Here is an 18662-nt window from a genome sequence, read left to right on the forward strand (position 1 = left end):
CAACAGATAATGATGAGTTAAGAATTGGCGACCACGCTAGCTGCCACTTATTCTTGAAACAAATTGGTAGGTGTTGAGATAGGTGAATAAATTTTTATTGCTTAATACTATATGTCCACACGGGACAATCCAAATGATTCACAACGGATTCAGCGACACTTCCTAAAAAGAAATGTTTTAAACCTTTACGGCTATGGGTAGCCATTGCGATCATATCGGCTTTGATATCTTCAGCGAAATCCAAAATGCCATCCCGTTCGCTGAAGTTGTTTTTAAAATTCAAGGTATAGTTCTTGAGGTTATAATGTTTGGCATACTCTTCCAACATACTGCGTCCTTCTTCATCGGTCTTGAAGTTCTCAGGTGTATTGATAAAGACGATGTGAAGTTTTGCCTTGAAAAATTCCTGGAGACTTACAACGTGCTGAACAAGATCGGTTTGATTCAGCGCCAGTGTAGAAGGGAACACAATATTTTGTATACCCCCATAACCTTTTGCGGTTCGGACGGACAGCACAGGCACAGGCGAAAAACGAACGACTTTTTCCGTGTTTGAACCGATTAAAAACTCTTCCAGTCCGCTCGATCCATGTGTACCCATAACTACCAAGTCAATTGCATTTTCCTGAATGAATGCGCGAAGGCTTGGCAACACAAAGTCATAAGTTAAGGTGAAATGAATTGCAATTGGTACAGGAGAATAATATGCCTGTTTCATTTTTTGAAAAGCATCGTTGGCCTGAGCGTCCATTTTCTTCACGAGTTCGGGATCTGCGGGATAGGGTTGTATTCCAAATGCTGTCTCGTACATCAATGGCAACTCCACCGCGTGAACCACAAAAATTTCACCTTTGCTAACCATGGCCAACTCAAGAGCAAACTTGTAAGCCTCTTTCGAGGGTTTAGAAAAATCACAGGGAACGAGGATCCTTTTCATGATAAAGTTGGTTCAAATGGTTTGTTGAAAACTTTGCTGTAGATCTTCGTTGATCGTATCGATAACTTTAACGACAGGACTCATGTTGACTTTCGATTTTATGGAATTGGAGATGAGACAATTTTGTTCTGTTCTTTGAAGGATGCGCAATGCCCGATCCTGATCTTTTAGATGTTGTATAGTAACGGTGGGCTCAAGGGATACCTCGCTCATAACAAATTTGCCATCGACCTGTTCCAACATACCCGTCGCCTTACAATCGAACGACTTAAAATCAAGTTTTGAATTTTCAGCAATTGCAAGGAAGGTTGTCATAAAACAGCTGCTTACAGAGGCTGTGAATAAATGTTCGGGCGACCATATTCCAGGCATACCCTTAGGAAATTGCGGCGGTGTAGCGACTTCAATGCATCCTTTGGCTGCTTGTGACACCGTGAGTTCCGGTGAACACATGATGCCCTTCCGATCAGAATCCCAATGAATATCGACGTAATATTGATGACGTTCCATGGTTGTTGTATTTACAGTACGAACTTACTGGCCTTGTTATTTTATTTGTATGACCTTTATCATCTTTTAAAATGATTGACCTCATAGAAAGGACGGCCGACGATGACTTGTTTTATAATTAATTTGGAACAGTTGAATAGGATAGAACTTTTGAGAGAATGATTTTTAACGGAAGAAGCTTTTTTTTATGGTTCCTGCTTTTGGCTTCAATAGGATGCCAGCGCAAGATTAGTTCTACGATAGCTACAACGTATGCGGCACCCGTAGTTGAAATTACCATTGATCCCATTAAGATTCCTGATGATTACTCAAATTCGGCTTATCATGGGCTGCGTTTTGGAGCAGATGTATTCAAATTTTATGGCCAACGTTCATACGAGCCCTTTTGGTTGAAAAATAATATCAGAGCGATGCAGGCTGATTCCATGATTATGATAATCAGGTCAGCCAGGCGGTATGGCTTATTACCGCAACGCTATCACTTTAATGAGATACCAGAATTAATGCTGGAGCCCATGGACCGTAGTAAAATGTCAAGGCTTGATCTCTTGCTAACCGACGCATTTCTATCCATGGCCAACGATCTAAAAAGAGGACGCCTACGCAAAACGGGCGCGACAGCCGATAGTTTACAAATTGCCTTGCTCAAAGATTCTTTGCAGGCGGAAGATATTAGAAAAGCACTCGAAGCGCAGGAACCGGTTTATCAGGGATACACTGAACTAAAAAATGCCCTTAATAAGATGCTGGACACGCTTTCGCTAACGGACCAAAACCTCTTGTTATATGGAGTGACAAATGATTCAATAGATAGCCATCGGAAAGTACAACGCATTGAAATTAACCTGGAGCGATGGCGCGCTGAAAAGGAACAACTGTCTGATATTTATACATGGATCAACGTGCCTGCATTTATGTTTTATGCGTACGAGAATGACAACATGCTTATGGCTTCAAAGATCATCGTCGGGGCGCCGGCCACGCCCACACCCTTATTCAGCAGCAAAATTGATTGCTTTACCATATTTCCGTACTGGTACGTACCTCGAAAAATCGCGGTCGAAGAATATCTTCCGGTCGTCAGTAAAGACACGACCTTTATCACCCGAAACAATTTTGATGTGCTGGATCGGACCGGTAAGATTGTTCTTTTATCTTCCATCGACTGGAAACAATACAATAAAAGCAATTTCCCTTTTACATTCCGACAGCGCGAAGGGACTGAGAACTCGCTAGGGGTCATAAAATTTGTTTTTGATAACCCTTATGCAGTGTTTCTTCATGACACGAATTCAAAACGCTTATTTAGAAACAACGTACGCGCATATAGCCACGGTTGTATACGGTTAGAAAAAGCGGTAGAATTTGCGCACTACCTGATTGGAGGGGGCAGGACAAAAATCTCCGCTGAAGCCTTAAATAAATATTTAGGTCAGGAGAAACGGGTTACCATTAGCTTGACACAACCTGTACCTATTCACATACGATATTTTACATGCGATGTCAGGAATGGTGAACTACAATTTTATAAGGATATATATAAGAAAGACAATGCACTGATTAAAACCCTATATAGCCAAAGCGTTTTCTGAAACTCAGCACGTCAATACTTACTTATTAGCATATGAAAAAAAATATATTAAATCTTCTTCTGTTACTGATACTCGCGTCGTGCAGTGAAAAAATTCGCGTTTATACAGACACAGATTCAACGCGTGACATCCGTACGTTCTCGGCATATAGGTGGGATGAAGTTAAAAATCTGGAGACTGCGAATAATCCCATCTATTACAATGAACTAAATGATAAACGTATCAAAACGGCAGTAAATAACGAGCTTCAAAACAGAGGATATAAACTGGAAGACGGAGAGTCTCAATTGATCGCCCATTATCACATCGTGATCAACAGCGAAACCGTTAGCAGAGACATGACAACTTTTTATCACGGCGCACGATGGCTGGAAACCGATAGAAATAGCTACACGCTTCGCGAGGGAACGCTTATTGTTGATTTGATGGATAGCAAGACGAACGACTTGATTTGGCGCGGCTATGCAATTAGTGTTCTTGATGAATTTCGACCTGACCTTTCAGAAAAGATGATTCAGGAAGCGATCACTAAAATTTTCCTTAAATTTCCTCAATCCGGTAATTAGTCAGGAATCTGTAATCTAAACACTAACATTAAAAAAATAGAATCATGCTAGGAGTACTTACACCAGATCAATGTAAGCATGTTTTGAAGAGCGAGCTCATTGGACGAATCGGTTGTTATGCCGCTGGCAGGATCTACGTTGTTCCTATAACCTACGTTTATATGGATAACTATATTTATGCCCATTCCCAGGAAGGACTTAAGGTTCGCATGATGCGTAAGAATCCTAAAATTTGTTTTGAAGTAGAAAGCCGGGATAGCATGCGAAATTGGAGATCTGTAATTATCTGGGGTAAGTATGAAGAGTTGAAAACGCTGACTGAACAGAAGAAGGCGATGAAGATTTTAAATGATAGACTCCTTCCTTTTACGTTAAGTGAATCACTCAAGACCAGGGAAAATATGGAGCCTCCTTATCGCGTGGAAAAGGAACGCAAACCCGTCGTTTACCGGATTTCGGTGGATGAGGTTACAGGAAGATTCGAGAATAGTAGGGTCTGATAGTGGTTAACGATCGGCCTCAAAAAAATCATTTTAAAGGTTAGACCTAATGGACACCTGGAAGTTTATCGCGGGTCTGGGGTTGTTTCTTTATGGAATGACCGTCATGGAACGGGTGCTCAAAAATCTGTCTGGTAGATCATTCAAATTATTTCTAAGAAAATATACACAAAGCTTGCCGAAGGCAATCGTCGGTGGTGCCTTAATAACAGGATTGGTGCAAAGCAGTTCAGTTGTATCGCTGCTTGTACTTGCATTTGTAGAAGCCGGCACCATCACTTTTAGAAATGCGTTAGGTGTAATTCTCGGTTCCAACGTTGGCACTACACTCACGAGCTGGATCGTTGCTACAATAGGTTTTAAGCTGGACATTGAAAGTTATTCATTGCCAATCGTTGGGATTTCAGCAATCGCCATGTTTTTTTCAAGCGATCAAAAAAGCATTTACAATATTTTTCGATTGTGTTTCTCTTTCGGCATCTTGTTCTTAGGGTTGGCGTTTATGAAAGGCTCGGCTGAGAGCTTTGTAAGTGATATTGACTTGATGACCTATAGTCGCTATGGTACGTGGATTTTTGTGTTGATAGGATTTGCTGTTACTGTTTTGATTCAAGCCAGTTCTGCAACGGTAGCAATCACGCTCACAGCATTGTATACTGGAGCTATAAATTTCCCGATGGCGGCGGCTGTGGTAATCGGATCAGAACTGGGCACAACTATCAAAGTGGTCATGGCCGGGCTGGGAGGTACTGCAGACAAGAAAAGAGTGGCCTGGGGAAACTTTACATTTAATTTTGTTACCTGTGTCGTGGTATTTGTTTTTTTACCCTGGCTGATCACTTTCATCCGGGATGTGGTTAACATCAAGGACCCGTTGATCGGGCTCGTCTTTTTGCAAACTACGATGAACCTCTTATCCATCTTGCTTTTTGTTCCTTTTATCAATGTATTCGCAAATTGGTTGTCTCGACGATTTGCTGATACTGCAGAGGATAAGGCGTCCTTTATAGGCGCTAACCTTCCCGTTGTGCCGGAACTTGCTGTGGACGCTATGCTTCATGAAGGCAATAACCTGTTGAAAAAGACGCTGGAGTTTTTAGAACGACTGTTGCAGCTCAACGACAGGAACGCCGAAAGACGATTTTTGGGAGGGCTCAGCAAACCGTCCGATACGGTAAATACGATCTATTCGAAATTAAAACAAACGGAGGGAAGTATACTTGAGTACTATACGAGACTTCAGACTTCAGAACTTAACAAAGAACAATATAACCAGCTTAACCAATACATCACCACCACCCGCTATTGCATCCGGGCGGCCAAAGCGATGAAGGATATCCATCATAATTTGAAAGACTTTCAAGCGACAGCAAATGACACTTTGCATATGCAATATCAGGACCTTCAGAAGGATTGGATGGAATTTGATTCGATGTTCCAGAGTTTAATGCGTATGGAAGACTCGAAACGTTTATTTGAAGAACTCACCCTGCTCATGAGACGAGCATTCCATAACCATCAACGCAGCAGTGGAGAGATTCTCGAGGCTCTTCATAAAAAAGCTTTGCATGAGCTGGAGGTGTCAACGTTAATGAACGTCCATCACGAAGTTCTTTCTGTAAAAAAATCATTGCTGCGAGCCCTGGCGCATCTCAGATTAAACCCAGCTCAATCAGATGAATTTGAGTTTTTGCCAGAAAGTTAAAATCCCTGGACGACCCGCTTTCAAGAATTAGAAATCAAGGAAATACTAACGATCAAAGACTCATGCTCAAACCGTCCTTGAACTTGGTACGTGAAACATAAGTGGGGTCCGGATAAAAAATAAACAGGCAAGTACCTTCAGCAATTTCCGTGATTATTTTCTTATGCAACGCCATCGGAATAGCGGGACATCCAAAGCTTCTTCCCAACCTTCCATATTGCTTTATATACGATTCGCTTACATACGTCGCACCGTGCATAACAATGGCACGTGCTTCAGCCTTATCGTTAATTCCATTCTCAACACCATGTAGCTTTAATGAAATACCATGCTTTCCGATATACGTTTTTCCTGTAACGTAAAACCCTAGGCTGCTTTGATTCGAATTAGGAGTATTAGAAAAATTTCGGGCAAAAACATCGCCGGTGTTGCGTCCATGGGCGGTGAGGGTATGAAACAATATTTTTTTATGAACAAGATCAATTACCCACAAACGTTTTTCATTAGCTGATCTTCTGAAATCAATTAATGTGAGAACTCCCTTTGTTGAAAGTTTTTTTGCTTTTTCAAGTAGCTGGTACCCTGTTAATGCGCGATTAAATAAATCGTATGGAGGAAGTTCATGTTCATTTGGATCGATGGCTTGGTAGAGGGTTGCGGATTCAGTGATCAAATTAAAATCAGGCGCAGTAAACGCACGACTTTGAAAGGATGATAAAGTTATAGCAATAGATAGGGTCACAGCGTAAATGATTGTTAGCGCTGTCTTTCTCACAGGTGGCTGCATGGTGGTGATGGATGGTTTCTTGCATGACAACTTCACAGCTCTAAAAGTTCCTGGCAGGTGTCCGGATGTACCAAAATCAGGGAATTCAAATAAATCGATGCTAAAATTATTTTCGAACGCTTTAGGCAACAGTTGACTTAAGTCATTTAATCTATTGATGATTCTCATACCCAATTCAACTCGGTTTGACAATCTTTAAAAATGAATTTATCACGGTTGTAAACTTATTGTCTGATGTTCTTCAGGATTGGTTTATCATTATTGTTGCTGGTGGGTATGAGTCCCATATGTGCTCAGGATGCATTGGAAATTGTAAAAAAAGCCGATGAAAAAATGCGGGGTAAGACATCACAGGCAGAGATGCTTTTTAGGACAATCCGACCCACATGGTCGCGCGAAATGTCTGTAAAAGCCTGGCTGAAGGGTAATGACTATGCCGTAATATTAGTTCTATCTCCTATTAAAGATAAAGGTGTTACATTTTTAAAACGAAAGAAAGAAGTATGGAATTGGATGCCAACGTTAGAACGTTCCATAAAACTTCCGCCATCCATGATGACGCAGTCGTGGATGGGTACCGACTTTACCAACGACGATTTGGTAAAGGAATCTTCAATCGTAAACGATTACAATCATAGCATAATCGGTGATACGACGGTTCAGGGAAGACCTTGCCATAAAATACAGATGTTGCCCAAACCGGAAGCAGCCGTTGTGTGGGGCAAATTAATTGTATGCATTGATAAAAAAGATTTTATAGAAATGCACTCCCGCTTCTATGATGAAGATGGTATTTTAATAAATACGCTTACTGCCTTGGAAATTAAATTAATGGATGGAAGACTTATTCCGACGCGACTTGAAATGGTGCCTGCTGATAAAAAAAATCAAAAGACTGAAATAATATATAACAAGATACTATTCGATCGCCCTATTGAGGATAGTTTCTTTACGATAGAAAAGATGCGAAATCTCAAGTGATATGTGGATGATCAGGTTTTCATGGAAAAATATGTGGCGCAATCGCCATCGAACAATGATTAGCATCGGTGCCATCTTCTTTGCTGTAATTCTTTCAGTGCTAACCAGCAGTCTGCAAGATGGTGTCTTTGATAACCTCATAAAAAACGTAGTGAGTTTTTATAGCGGATATATTCAGATTCACAAAGAAGGGTATTGGGATGAACAAATACTGGATAACAGTTTCGAAGAATCAGCGGCTATAGAACAAAAAATTCTTGAACAACAAAATGTTGTCACCATTGCACCCCGACTGGAATCCTTTGCACTGGTTTCGTCCGGCGTGGTGACCAAGGGTTGTATGGTGACAGGAATTTCACCTGAAAGAGAAAATAGCATTACGGATATCCAAGACAAACTCATAGAAGGTATTTATTTGGCCGAGGACGATCAGAACGTATTGCTCGCAAAAGGTTTATTAGATCGTTTGAACCTTAAGCTGCATGATACACTGGTAGTGATTGGACAAGGCTATCATGGTGCTACTGCTGCCGGTAAGTATGTAGTGAAAGGTATACTAAAATTCGGATCGCCGGATTTGAATGACCAGGCGCTTTTCATGACCTTGTCCGCCGCCCGCCAATTGTACAGTGCTGAAAATATGCTGACTTCTTATGTGCTTTCCCTGAAAACAACTGAGAGTAGTGAATTAGCTGCCACCGGACAAAACATTCGCACCGTATTAGGAGAATCTTACGAGGTAATGACATGGGAAGAAATGATGCCTGATATAATTCAACATATAGAAACTGACAAAGCAAGCATGTATATTATCCAAGGCATCCTGTACCTGCTCATCTGCTTTGGAATTTTCGGAACACTTTTAATGATGATGGTAGAAAGGCGATTTGAAATGGGAATGCTTGTCGCCATTGGTATGAAAAAAATAAAATTGATTCAGTTGTTGTTGATTGAGTCTGTTTTAACAGTCCTGACCGGATGCCTCCTTGGGATTTTGGCGAGCGTTCCTGTAGTATACTATTTGCACCGGTATCCGATCCGCTTTACAGGGGACGTGGCCCGTGTTTATGAAGAATTTGGATTCGAAGCTGTATTTCCAACCTCTCTGGATGGCCATATTTTTGTTAGCCAGGGAATTATTGTTTTAGTTATTGGTCTTGTTCTTTCTTTTTATCCAATGGTGAAAGTGATTCAGTTGAATCCGGTTACTGCAATGAAAAAATAGGCATGGGAATAATACTTGCAATGTCGTGGAGAAATATTTGGCGAAACAAAGTCCGGAGTGTAATTATTATCGCATCTGTCACCTTTGGCTTGTTTGCGGGCCTGTTTGTTTTGGGGTTATACGAAGGAATGATGGACTCGCGTGTTCGCACTGTCATTGATACGGAGGTAGCGCATCTTCAAATGCATCATCCTCATTTTGAAGATGACTATGAACCGGGTTTTGTATTGCCTGCAAAAAATAAATTGACTGAGTCGATCTTAAAAAATGCGCATGTTAAAACAATGACTACCCGGTCCGTTGTGCAAGGTATGCTAGCCAATGCCACAGGAACAGCCGGTGTGCAGATTAATGGAATAGAAATGACTAAGGAATCATTGGTGTCCCATCTGGGGGATAATATTATCGATGGGAAAGGGTTGAGTGAAAATAGAAAGAACTCCATTCTCGTAGGGAAGAAGTTGGTGGATAAACTGAAGTTAAGAGTAGGGTCTAAGGTAATTTTGACTTTCACTGACAAGGAAAGCAATATCGTATCGGCTGCGTTTCGGATTGAAGGAATTTTTCAAACCGATAACACACCGAGAGATGAACGAAATGTATTCGTTCACCAGACAACACTGAATTCTAATTTAAGCATTGGTGATGATGTTCATGAAATAGCAGTTTTACTTTATAAGGATGATGATGTTGAAGCCGTCACAAAACAATTGCAGGAAGAGTTTCCGGAAGTTAAAGTGGAAAGCTGGACCGACAACTCTCCGGAAACCGAATTGATGGTGAGTACTGTCAATCAATATTCATACATCATCATGGTAATCATCATGTTTGCACTTGCTTTCGGAATCATCAATACGATGTTAATGGCAGTGTTAGAGAGAACCAGGGAAATCGGAATGTTGGGGGCGCTGGGAATGAATCACAAAAAGCTATTTGTGCTTGTTCTTATGGAAACGATTCTTTTGACGATTGCTGGTGCTCCAATTGGATTGTTGATATCGTGGCTTGTTATCCAATATTTTGGTAAGGTAGGAATAGATATTTCGAGTTTTGCCGGTGAGGCCATGAGTAGTTTTGGATACAGCAGTATCGTCTACCCAGAGTTCCCAGCATCACGCATGTTGGGTATAATCATAATAGTTGTGGGCACAGCGTTGGTTTCGTCTTTGTTTCCATCGATAAAAGCTCTCAAACTTCAGCCTGCAGACGCCCTGAGACAATGAAAATAACGAGTACTAAATATACTTATGAAAACGGTAATCGATGCGCACAACGTATGCAAGACTTTTAATCCTGATACGATTCCTGTATATGCTGTGAAGAACGTCCATTTGCATTTGGAGCGGGGTGAGTTTACGGCGTTGGTTGGGCCATCGGGATCTGGAAAGACCACACTGCTAAATCTAATTGGAGGATTGGATAAACCGGATAAAGGCGAAATCCTTATTGATGGTGTCAACATCACAGCGTTGTCACCGAATGAACTTATCGACTTCAGGCTTCACAATATTGGCTTTGTTTTTCAATCATTCAACCTGGTCCCTGTGCTAACGGCAAGAGAAAATGTTGAATTAATCATGCAATTACAAAACAAAAAAAGAGTTGACATCGAAAAACGTGTGTTCGGACTTTTTCAGCAAATCGAATTGAAGGATAAGATGGACGTACGCCCGTCACAATTGTCGGGTGGCCAACAACAGCGAATAGCTGTAGCCAGAGCGTTAGCATCAAAACCGCAGTTCGTGTTAGCAGATGAACCTACAGCAAATTTAGATTCGAAATCTGCCGCGAATCTGTTGGACATCATGGCGAAATTGAATCAGGAGGAAAATATCACTTTCATATTTTCCACGCACGATGCCCGCGTAATTGAGAGAGCCAGGCGAGTGGTAACCCTTGTGGATGGCCAAATTTTTTCCGATACCGCGCGGGTTGAAACAGAGACAGAACATTCTGGTTTGGCCTCCAGGAATTGATGATGTGTATCCATAGCCTTATACTCAGAGTTACTTTGCTGTCGGTATTGCTCATCAGTTCTAAGCTGGTTTACGGTCAGGATAGTGTTCAAACGCAAAAGGCATTGGAGATTCGCGGATACGTAAAAAATATGCAGGCGATTACATTTACAAAGAATTTTGAAGATAATGTAAGCAGTAATCTGCTGCATAACCGTATCAATGTTCGCTGGAATCCCGTTGGAAAGTTAAGCGGTGCAGCTGAATTTCGGAATAGGCTTATTTGGGGTGAGGAAGTGAGAACCATTCCCGGTTACGCAGATTTATTGGAGAATCAGAATGAAGCCTTCGATATGGCGTATCGCTGGATCAGCAAATCAAACCTGATCTTGCATACCAATGTAGAAAGATTGTGGCTGGAGTATCGCACCGAGAAATGGAACACGCGCATAGGTCGACAACGAATCAATTGGGGGATGACTACTATTTGGAATCCGAACGATATTTTTAATACCTATAATTTTCTTGATTTTGACTACGAAGAACGTCCAGGGTCAGACGCGATAAAATTTAGCTACTTGCTCGGTGATATGTCAAATGTAGAAGTTGCGGCTGCTGCCGCTTCCGAAAGCAAAAATACCGTCGCCGCGATAAAATATTTTACAAACAAATGGAATTACGATTTTCAATTCTCAGGCGGGGTATATCAGGAAATTGTGACACTTGGGACAGGGTGGTCGGGGAGTATTAACAACACCGGGTTCAAGGGCGAACTGCAATATTTTTTCGCAAATGATTCGGCAGGTCAGTTCAATATGACGCTTGAGGCGGACTATATATTTGAGAAAAGCTGGTACCTAAACGTTGGAATGCTTTTTAATAGTTATGGAATAACAAGGCCAGTCGAAACTCTTGATTTAACAACTTTCCAATTGTCTCCACAAAATTTGATGCCGACTAAATGGAATGCCGCCGTTACAGTGACAAAGGAATTTACGCCGTTACTTTCAGGTAACCTAAGCGTTATCTACGCACCGGGCACAAACTTGATGATCTTATTGCCCGGATTGAAGTACAACCTCGCTACCAATATTGATTTCGATTTAATTTGGCAGTCATTTTTTGCCGAACAGCAAAACACCTTTGAGAGTGTAATGCACCGCGGATTTCTTCGTGTGAAATGGAATTTTTGAAATCAGGATTTTTCCGGTAAGGTTTAAATATAAGTTTAGGACTGAATTGGATCAGACACAGGATTTGTAATATTGGCCAGTACCCTTTGCATCGCATTCTTTACTACTTGTGAGAACGTCAACAACGCATCATTGGCTGCCGGCTTCATCAGTTCTTCAGGATCACCAATTGAAATTTCTACTTGACCGTCTTCATGTTGTTGTACTACAATATTGCAAGGTAGAAATACACCCATTTTGTCATCCATGGTTAGTGCTTTGTAGGCAAATTGCGGATTGCAGGCTCCCAGGATTGTGTAGGCACGGAAGTCCTGATTAATTTTTTTCTTCAATGTATCTTTTACATCAATTTGTGTTAAGATCCCGAAGCCTTCCTTCTTTAATTCCTCAGTCACTTTTTGAATGGTTTCTTCAAAGGAAAGCTTTACTTTTTTATTTAAGCTGTATGTCATAATAAACAATGTTTTGACGGACGTTTATAGAACACCAGAGGTTTCCATTTTGTGAACATGAAAAACCAATAATGGAATGTCGCTGTGATAAACCAGGTCTTTCGTAATACTTTTGCCAAATATTTTCTGAAATATGTTTTGCTTACGGGCAGAAAGTACCAACAGATCGGCGCCTGTGAAGTCACAAAAATTTTTAAGTCCCTGAGATGTATCTTTATTGTAATAGACCCGATAGGAGATTCGGGGGTAATCAACTGTTTTAAATATTTCATTCGAAATAAACTCAATCATACTTTCTTCTGACTGTGCTTCCTCATTTTCATCGAATACATGCACGACAATAATTTCTGAATTAAAAGGTGTTGCGATAGGCACAAGTCGAAGTAGAGCATCCAAATCGCTGTCGTAGTAGTCTGTCGCAAAAACAATTTTCTCTGGTTTCTTAAAGATGGTTGTCTCCGGAATAACGATTACCGGGCAGGTCGATTTGTTGATGAGTGACCGTGAATTGCTCCCGAAAAAGAACCGGCTGGTTTTACCGAGCCCCTGAATTCCCATAATAACGAGACCAATGTTTAGCGCTTCAATGGTCTTATTTACCTCTGAGATCATATCGCCCACTTGAACCGAATGCGTTATCCGGCAATTTGTACACCGTGACTTTAGCTCTGCCTTAATTTTGATCAGTGATTTGGTTGCTTCATCTTCAATATCATGAATCACAATAGGATCATTCAGGATGGGGGTCAACACGTGAATCAAATGGATACTGGAGCCGGGCTTTTCATTTGCTAACGTCACGGCATACATGGCAGCATGAAAAGCATTGTCCGAAAAATCGGTGGGGACGAGAAGTTTCATATTATCTGATTAAATGCTGCAGCTTAGTAATAAATTTTTGTTCGTTCTTGTTTCGATGTGCGAAAGAATCTGCAATCGCCGATGCGGTTTTTGAAATTTTTCGTTTCAGGTCTTTTGAAAATGCAGCGGAGTGCAATTGATAATAGTCGGAGAAAACCGTGAACGCATCATCGGGCGACGTCCCCTCATTTAATAAGTAGTCGAAAGCAATGGAAATGTAATGCGCCGCGTCTGTGCCGTATTTATCGATAGAATCTTCCAGTGGCAGCCATTCTTTTGCGACAACTGTTTTTAATTTTTGAATTTCCTCTGGACGAACTTTCTCGTCAGAGGCAGCAATGGCGTAGAACAGGTATCCGAGGTTCTCATAAATTTTCTCGTAGTTAATTTCCGTAGCAATCATAAAATGTTTGTTAAGGTTTGTATCAAAACTATCGGCTTGATTATTATCTAAAAATGATAGCCGTAACTTTTAAATATGATTTAAGTCATGATAGACACTGATGATCTTCATGGTACAAATCTATCGGCTATCCTAGCTTCATGTCACTATCGATATAATAATCAATCTATTTAAACACTGTCGCTATGAATAAGTTAGAATTATTTGGAAACTGGAATATAATAAAGGGAAAACTTAAAGAACGTTTTGGGGTTCTTACAGATAATGACCTGCTTTATATCAAAGGCAAAGAAGAAGAACTGCTCGGAAGAATTCAACGCAGACTTGGTAAGACGAAACGTGAACTCTTAGAGCTCATTGAACAGATTTAAATCATTGACAATTTTTAAATAAGACCTAAATAAACTTTATGGAATTTCGTTCGCGACCTAAAAGTGACTATCTGCAAAATGCAGAATGGCAGGAGCTCCACGTCTTGACAGCCCATTGGCAGTCAGATATGATTTTTTTTGAAGATGAACTTCGATTCATAGACATTCTCTTCGAGAAATATTTTACGGCAATGATTGATAAAGACAACATTGATAAAACCAGAACTGTTGCGGGTAATCTTGCTGAAGTGAAGTCAACAAGAGATGCCCTAGCCCAACGAATTGTAAAACATCTTCATCATATTGAAGAATTGATGGTAAATCCTTTTGCGCAAGATGCTTCTGCATTCAGAAATGAACATGCTGCTTTGGAGGACGAACTTGTCTCCTTTGCTAAATCTTTCAGGGACGTAAAGCGGCAAGTCTTTGAATTAACAGAACGCATTGCACGAACCGAAAAGTCTAAGCACTTGATCGCCAATTAAAATGTATTGAGATAATTTCTCGAACGTTAAAACTTTGGGAAATAAAAATTGCTTATGATTATTGTAGTTATGGGTCTTCCAGGCTCTGGGAAAAGTTATTTTGCTGAGAAGCTCTCAAGGCAATTGGAGGCAGTCTATATTAACAGTGATCAACTTCGGAATGCTCTGGGCGCTCGTGGCAAATATACTCCGGAAGACAAAATGGTGGTATATAATGCAATGGCGGATAAGGCTCGTCATGCACTGGCGGATGGAAAAAGGGTTGTTGTGGACGCCACTTTTTACCAGCAGCGAATGGTGAATATTTTCAAAGATCTTGCAATGATGTACTTATCGCCAATATGTTTTATCAAAGTTGAAGCAGATGAAAACCTGATTCGATCACGGTTAACCAAATTGCGGCGTGATAGCGAAGCGGATTATAATGTTTATTTAAAAATAAAAAATCAATTTGAGAATCTTGGAGTACCCTATTTATCATTGCGGTCTGAGGAGAACAACATTCATGAAATGCTTGAATTAGCACTTGACTATATCGGACAGCTGCATGAATGAAATGCAGATAAAAAATCTTTCTGAAAGTGGATTTTATCTTGGTCAACCACTTCATGCAGAAATAGAAGAAACACATATCTCATGGGTGTTATTTACCAAACAATATGCATTTAAAATAAAGAAGCCAGTTAGACTTTCTTTTCTGGATTTTTCTACGTTGTCGAAGCGAAAGAAATATTGTTACCAGGAGCTAAAACTCAATCAGCGTTTTTCACCGATATACTTTGACGTCCTTCCTGTGTATAAGGATAATGATGCCTGGCAGATAGGAGACGGACACGGTAAAGTTGTTGATTACGCTGTCTGGATGAAACGCCTGCTGTTTTCAAAACGAATGGATAAACTACTTATGCAAAATAAGGTAGAGAAGCGTAACGTTGTTTCTCTCGCAAAAGTAATTTCGAAATTTCATTCAAGTGCTGAAGTGATTAGTACGACTTTTAAAATAGGGAGCGCAAGTAAAAGCTTTAATGACATCCGCACAATTATAGGGTCTACAAAGAATCACCTTGGAACTGAATACGCTGCCATTATTCAACGATCGATTGAATGGAGTAATTTGTTTTTGAAAATACACGCGCCCCGTATGAAGGCGCGGATAGCGGAAGGGTTCACGCGCGATGTTCATGGCGATCTGCACAGCGGAAATATATTTTTGTATAAGGAACCAGTTCTATTTGACTGTATTGAATTTAATGATCAGTATAGATGCATCGACGTATTGAATGAAATTGCATTTTTGTGTATGGACCTGGAAGCTTATGGAAAGGGAAGCCTCGCCCATATTTTTAAACACGCTTATCAGCAGTACTCACACGCTTTTCAGGAGGAGGAGGACGAAAGAATATTTCAATATTATAAATGCTTTCGGGCAAACGTTCGGGCTAAAGTGCATGCGCTAGCCGCATTGCAGGAACACGATGATGAACAATATCAGCATCATGTGTCTGCTTGGAAAAATTATTTGCAACTAATGCAGCGTTACCTAAAGTAATTATTCCTTTAGTTCGGGAACATCGCCACCTTTATATTCTTTCTTAATATCGGTTATCTGGCGTTTCAAAGCCGTGACAACTTTGCTAGTAGCATCCTCGAATGAATGGCTTTGCCGGGCAGCGAACAAATCGTTTCCCCGTATTGCCAGTTTAATTTCGCATATCTTGTTTTCGCGAGTATCCGATTTGTCTATTTTCAGGGTAACATTACCTTCTAAAATATTATCGTTGAGCTGCTCAATTTTTTGCAGCTTATCTGTGACAAAATCTAAAAGTTTTTGATCGGCTTTGAATCCAGGAGTTTGAATATTGATTTTCATTTCTAGTTGTTTTTAGGTTTTAGTTGCTTTTAATTGTTTGCTACTTAAGAAGGAATCCAGGTGTTGAAAACTGCTTTTATTTCTTTCGGCAATGTTCCGAATGCTTGTTCCATTTCTGAAGGCGATACAAAGTCGGACAAAGTAATGATGACCGCCCGTAAATCTTGCAAAACATCGTCCATTGTACTAAAGTCACGCCAGGCGGCTTTGCCGTCTTCTTTAAGAATTTCATTTGCAAATTCCTCCAACGTCTTGATCCTTTCATGTGGCTTGTGAAGTTTCCATCCATCCACATAAATAGATTTTAGCGCCATCGGAAGCTGCGCCAATATTTGCATGGACTCTTCTACCGTCAGGTATTTCCTTAAAACATGGAATGTGCTTCTTAAAATTCGGAAGGCACCATCGAGATCGTGGTTATTTCCCATGTTTTTTGCGAGCTTTCCAAGGAACTCATTTCCTTTGGACGCATATTTATCAAACTCGGTATTCATAAATTTGGTGTTTTAGTTATTGTTTTTATTGGTAAGTGCTTTTTGAATTTGAAGAAATTCATCGATGTTTTCTTTGTCGAGATAACCTTGAAGGGCTCCATCAGCACCTACCAGGGCAATTTCTTTTTTTTCTTTCATTATTTTCCCTAGGGCTTCATCCAGGGGCATTTCTGGAGAAACGTAGAGCAGTTCTTTATTTTTGACATTTTCTACTGGCGTGTTTTCATTTTGCTCACGTAAGGCCTCGTAGATTTCTTCCCTGCTTAAGCTTCCGGTAGGCATCCCGTGATCCGTTACAATAAAGGTTTTGTTTTCGTCGCTTAACAATTTGTTTGCTGCCTCTTTTATTGTGATGTCATTTTCAACAAACGGAATTGTTTGAATCATCGCATCGTGTACCTTGAAATTTTTTAACAATGATTTGATTTCAGAAAAGTTTGCTTCTGATTTGGCTCCTGCAAAAATCAGTACCCCTATAAATATCAGAAAAGGATTGTATACAATTCCATAGAGAATAAATCCAATAGCAATGAGCTGACCCGTACTTGCTGCTACACGGGTAGCTTTCAAATGACCGATCCGAAAGGACAACAACGCTCGGAATACACGTCCGCCATCCATGGGGAAGGAGGGTATCAGGTTAAAAAGTGCCAGTAAGAAATTTACCTGTATTAAGGAGGGAAGAAAACTCGCCGAACTGATAATGTCTAAATCTGAAACCGTCGCGCTACTTGTTACGGTCAAAACAAGAAACAGTAGCCCGGCTAATATAAAGTTGACCATAGGCCCGGCGATAGCGATTAATAACTCTTCTTTCGGCTTCTCTGGAATTGACTCCAGTTGTGCAAGACCACCAATAGGTAACAATACAATGCTGTGAGTTTTAATATTGAAATATTTGGCAGTAAGTGCATGGCCAAATTCATGAAGCGTAATGCAGGCAAAAACGGCTAGCAAAAATATTACAGTCCAAACAATTTGTATCGGGTTAGTTTGCAGACTTAGGTGCGAGAAAATGACCCAGCCGATCAAAATGAAAAATGTCCAATGGACAAAGAGATTTATACCCATGATGCTTCCCAATCGCAAGGAATATTTCACACGGATTAAATTAGTGTTCGTGGAAGGCATGAATAATAGTTTTAAACAAACCTAATACGGCGGTAAGCGGTAAACTATGAGAACAGTCAGATGGCCATCCTGACAGAAGTCATAAAATATTTGAAGAAACACTGGACCTGATAGATGCGTTAGAAAAATATTAAGAAGTTGAAGACGCTTCTTTTTGATGTAATTCTTCGAACGCAATTTTTGTCAGAATGGCATTGGTCTCTTTTTCCCATTCAAGAATTTCGTGAAGCAAGTCGCTAACGGTATCGAGATTCAATTTAATAGCAAAGGCAAGTGCCGCATTATACCCTGCCATCTTATAGTGGTTAATGCTTTGGAAACACGCCAATAGCACCACTTGACGAAGGGAATCTGATGCAGCATGTTCAAGCATGTAGTGAGTGTCTTTCAGCATCGTATCGATAACCTTGTTTTTCCTTTTGAAAGGTTCAACCAGTAGATAGCCGAAGGTTCGTTTAAGTTTAGTTCTTTTTTCAGCAGCCTGTTCGCCATACTTGTTAATGATATCTTTCAATACATTAAGTGTCACGCCTTCACTGCATGCCGGGATAGCATGTTGGAGTTTTTTTTCCGCATCGTATAAGCCTTCAAGCTGGAATGCTAGTACTTCATTCAGGTTGCTGAGTCTTTTCATCTTAAAATTT

General features: G+C 40.4%; 23 protein-coding genes. 13 read left to right on the forward strand and 10 right to left on the reverse strand.

The window, feature by feature from the left end; translation table 11 throughout:
• Nucleotides 1-94 precede the first annotated feature (94 nt).
• Both P2W71_RS09655 and P2W71_RS09660 read right to left on the reverse strand, forming a co-directional pair.
• Nucleotides 95-937 (reverse strand): universal stress protein, encoded by an 843-nt coding sequence (locus tag P2W71_RS09655; RefSeq protein WP_276370203.1) that lies wholly within the window; start codon nucleotides 935-937, stop codon nucleotides 95-97.
• 12 nt (nucleotides 938-949) lie between these two features.
• Complete coding sequence (locus P2W71_RS09660; protein WP_276370205.1) at nucleotides 950-1447, reverse strand: OsmC family protein; 498 nt, start codon at nucleotides 1445-1447, stop codon at nucleotides 950-952.
• A 158-nt stretch (nucleotides 1448-1605) separates the two neighbouring features.
• Between P2W71_RS09660 and P2W71_RS09665 the strand changes: the two genes are divergently transcribed.
• Genes P2W71_RS09665 through P2W71_RS09680 form a run of 4 tightly spaced genes read left to right on the forward strand, consistent with a single transcriptional unit; the run spans nucleotide 1606 to nucleotide 5810 of the window.
• Nucleotides 1606-3039 (forward strand): L,D-transpeptidase family protein, encoded by a 1434-nt coding sequence (locus P2W71_RS09665; protein ID WP_276370207.1) that lies wholly within the window; start codon nucleotides 1606-1608, stop codon nucleotides 3037-3039.
• Between the two features lie 32 nt (nucleotides 3040-3071).
• On the forward strand, nucleotides 3072-3605 hold the full coding sequence (locus P2W71_RS09670) for a DUF4136 domain-containing protein (RefSeq protein WP_276370209.1): 534 nt from the start codon (nucleotides 3072-3074) through the stop codon (nucleotides 3603-3605).
• 44 nt (nucleotides 3606-3649) lie between these two features.
• Nucleotides 3650-4105, forward strand: a complete 456-nt coding sequence (locus tag P2W71_RS09675) for a pyridoxamine 5'-phosphate oxidase family protein (RefSeq protein WP_276370211.1) — start codon at nucleotides 3650-3652, stop codon at nucleotides 4103-4105.
• 49 nt (nucleotides 4106-4154) lie between these two features.
• Complete coding sequence (locus tag P2W71_RS09680) at nucleotides 4155-5810, forward strand: Na/Pi symporter (protein ID WP_276370213.1); 1656 nt, start codon at nucleotides 4155-4157, stop codon at nucleotides 5808-5810.
• A 52-nt stretch (nucleotides 5811-5862) separates the two neighbouring features.
• Here P2W71_RS09680 and P2W71_RS09685 read toward each other — a convergent pair whose 3' ends face one another.
• The gene (locus P2W71_RS09685; RefSeq protein ID WP_276370215.1) at nucleotides 5863-6765 is read right to left on the reverse strand and encodes a murein L,D-transpeptidase catalytic domain family protein; all 903 of its coding nucleotides are present in this window, start codon (nucleotides 6763-6765) and stop codon (nucleotides 5863-5865) included.
• A gap of 66 nt (nucleotides 6766-6831) precedes the next feature.
• Between P2W71_RS09685 and P2W71_RS09690 the strand changes: the two genes are divergently transcribed.
• From P2W71_RS09690 to P2W71_RS09710, 5 genes are read left to right on the forward strand one after another with little or no spacing between them, the layout of a single operon-like run.
• Entirely contained in the window at nucleotides 6832-7578 is a 747-nt protein-coding gene (locus P2W71_RS09690) for an outer membrane lipoprotein-sorting protein (RefSeq protein ID WP_276370217.1), read from the forward strand.
• 55 nt (nucleotides 7579-7633) lie between these two features.
• Nucleotides 7634-8803 (forward strand): FtsX-like permease family protein, encoded by a 1170-nt coding sequence (locus tag P2W71_RS09695; RefSeq protein ID WP_276370220.1) that lies wholly within the window; start codon nucleotides 7634-7636, stop codon nucleotides 8801-8803.
• Nucleotides 8804-8805: 2 nt separating this feature from the next.
• Nucleotides 8806-10026, forward strand: coding sequence for an FtsX-like permease family protein (locus P2W71_RS09700; protein WP_276370222.1), 1221 nt, complete (start codon nucleotides 8806-8808; stop codon nucleotides 10024-10026).
• Nucleotides 10027-10050: 24 nt separating this feature from the next.
• Nucleotides 10051-10779 carry an ABC transporter ATP-binding protein gene (locus tag P2W71_RS09705; protein ID WP_276370224.1) on the forward strand — a complete coding sequence of 243 codons (729 nt, stop codon included), beginning with the start codon at nucleotides 10051-10053 and terminating at the stop codon, nucleotides 10777-10779.
• 35 nt (nucleotides 10780-10814) lie between these two features.
• Entirely contained in the window at nucleotides 10815-11951 is a 1137-nt protein-coding gene (locus P2W71_RS09710; RefSeq protein WP_276370226.1) for a hypothetical protein, read from the forward strand.
• Between the two features lie 35 nt (nucleotides 11952-11986).
• On the opposite strand, the gene P2W71_RS09715 is transcribed toward P2W71_RS09710, so the two are convergent.
• Genes P2W71_RS09715 through P2W71_RS09725 form a run of 3 tightly spaced genes read right to left on the reverse strand, consistent with a single transcriptional unit; the run spans nucleotide 11987 to nucleotide 13667 of the window.
• Complete coding sequence (locus P2W71_RS09715) at nucleotides 11987-12403, reverse strand: DUF302 domain-containing protein (RefSeq protein WP_276370228.1); 417 nt, start codon at nucleotides 12401-12403, stop codon at nucleotides 11987-11989.
• 24 nt (nucleotides 12404-12427) lie between these two features.
• The gene (locus tag P2W71_RS09720) at nucleotides 12428-13264 is read right to left on the reverse strand and encodes a universal stress protein (protein WP_276370229.1); all 837 of its coding nucleotides are present in this window, start codon (nucleotides 13262-13264) and stop codon (nucleotides 12428-12430) included.
• 1 nt (nucleotide 13265) lies between these two features.
• Nucleotides 13266-13667, reverse strand: coding sequence for a hypothetical protein (locus P2W71_RS09725; RefSeq protein WP_276370232.1), 402 nt, complete (start codon nucleotides 13665-13667; stop codon nucleotides 13266-13268).
• A gap of 185 nt (nucleotides 13668-13852) precedes the next feature.
• On the opposite strand from P2W71_RS09725, the gene P2W71_RS09730 reads away from it, so the two are divergent.
• Genes P2W71_RS09730 through P2W71_RS09745 form a run of 4 tightly spaced genes read left to right on the forward strand, consistent with a single transcriptional unit; the run spans nucleotide 13853 to nucleotide 16072 of the window.
• A complete protein-coding gene (locus tag P2W71_RS09730) occupies nucleotides 13853-14038 on the forward strand; it encodes a CsbD family protein (RefSeq protein WP_276370234.1) in 186 nt (61 codons plus the stop codon).
• A 38-nt stretch (nucleotides 14039-14076) separates the two neighbouring features.
• On the forward strand, nucleotides 14077-14523 hold the full coding sequence (locus tag P2W71_RS09735; RefSeq protein ID WP_276370236.1) for a hypothetical protein: 447 nt from the start codon (nucleotides 14077-14079) through the stop codon (nucleotides 14521-14523).
• Nucleotides 14524-14577: 54 nt separating this feature from the next.
• The gene (locus tag P2W71_RS09740) at nucleotides 14578-15078 is read left to right on the forward strand and encodes an ATP-binding protein (protein ID WP_276370238.1); all 501 of its coding nucleotides are present in this window, start codon (nucleotides 14578-14580) and stop codon (nucleotides 15076-15078) included.
• Entirely contained in the window at nucleotides 15071-16072 is a 1002-nt protein-coding gene (locus P2W71_RS09745) for a hypothetical protein (RefSeq protein ID WP_276370240.1), read from the forward strand. Before P2W71_RS09740 ends, P2W71_RS09745 begins: the two co-directional genes overlap by 8 nt.
• Here P2W71_RS09745 and P2W71_RS09750 read toward each other — a convergent pair whose 3' ends face one another.
• From P2W71_RS09750 to P2W71_RS09765, 4 genes are all read right to left on the reverse strand, one after another.
• Complete coding sequence (locus P2W71_RS09750) at nucleotides 16073-16393, reverse strand: HPF/RaiA family ribosome-associated protein (RefSeq protein ID WP_276370242.1); 321 nt, start codon at nucleotides 16391-16393, stop codon at nucleotides 16073-16075.
• Between the two features lie 44 nt (nucleotides 16394-16437).
• Nucleotides 16438-16887, reverse strand: a complete 450-nt coding sequence (locus P2W71_RS09755; protein WP_276370244.1) for a DUF2267 domain-containing protein — start codon at nucleotides 16885-16887, stop codon at nucleotides 16438-16440.
• Between the two features lie 12 nt (nucleotides 16888-16899).
• Nucleotides 16900-18018 (reverse strand): site-2 protease family protein, encoded by a 1119-nt coding sequence (locus tag P2W71_RS09760; RefSeq protein WP_276370246.1) that lies wholly within the window; start codon nucleotides 18016-18018, stop codon nucleotides 16900-16902.
• 130 nt (nucleotides 18019-18148) lie between these two features.
• Nucleotides 18149-18652 carry a DUF892 family protein gene (locus tag P2W71_RS09765; protein ID WP_276370247.1) on the reverse strand — a complete coding sequence of 168 codons (504 nt, stop codon included), beginning with the start codon at nucleotides 18650-18652 and terminating at the stop codon, nucleotides 18149-18151.
• Between the last annotated feature and the right edge of the window lie 10 nt (nucleotides 18653-18662).

Source organism: Chryseolinea sp. H1M3-3 (assembly GCF_029360725.1).
GTDB lineage: Bacteria > Bacteroidota > Bacteroidia > Cytophagales > Cyclobacteriaceae > Chryseolinea.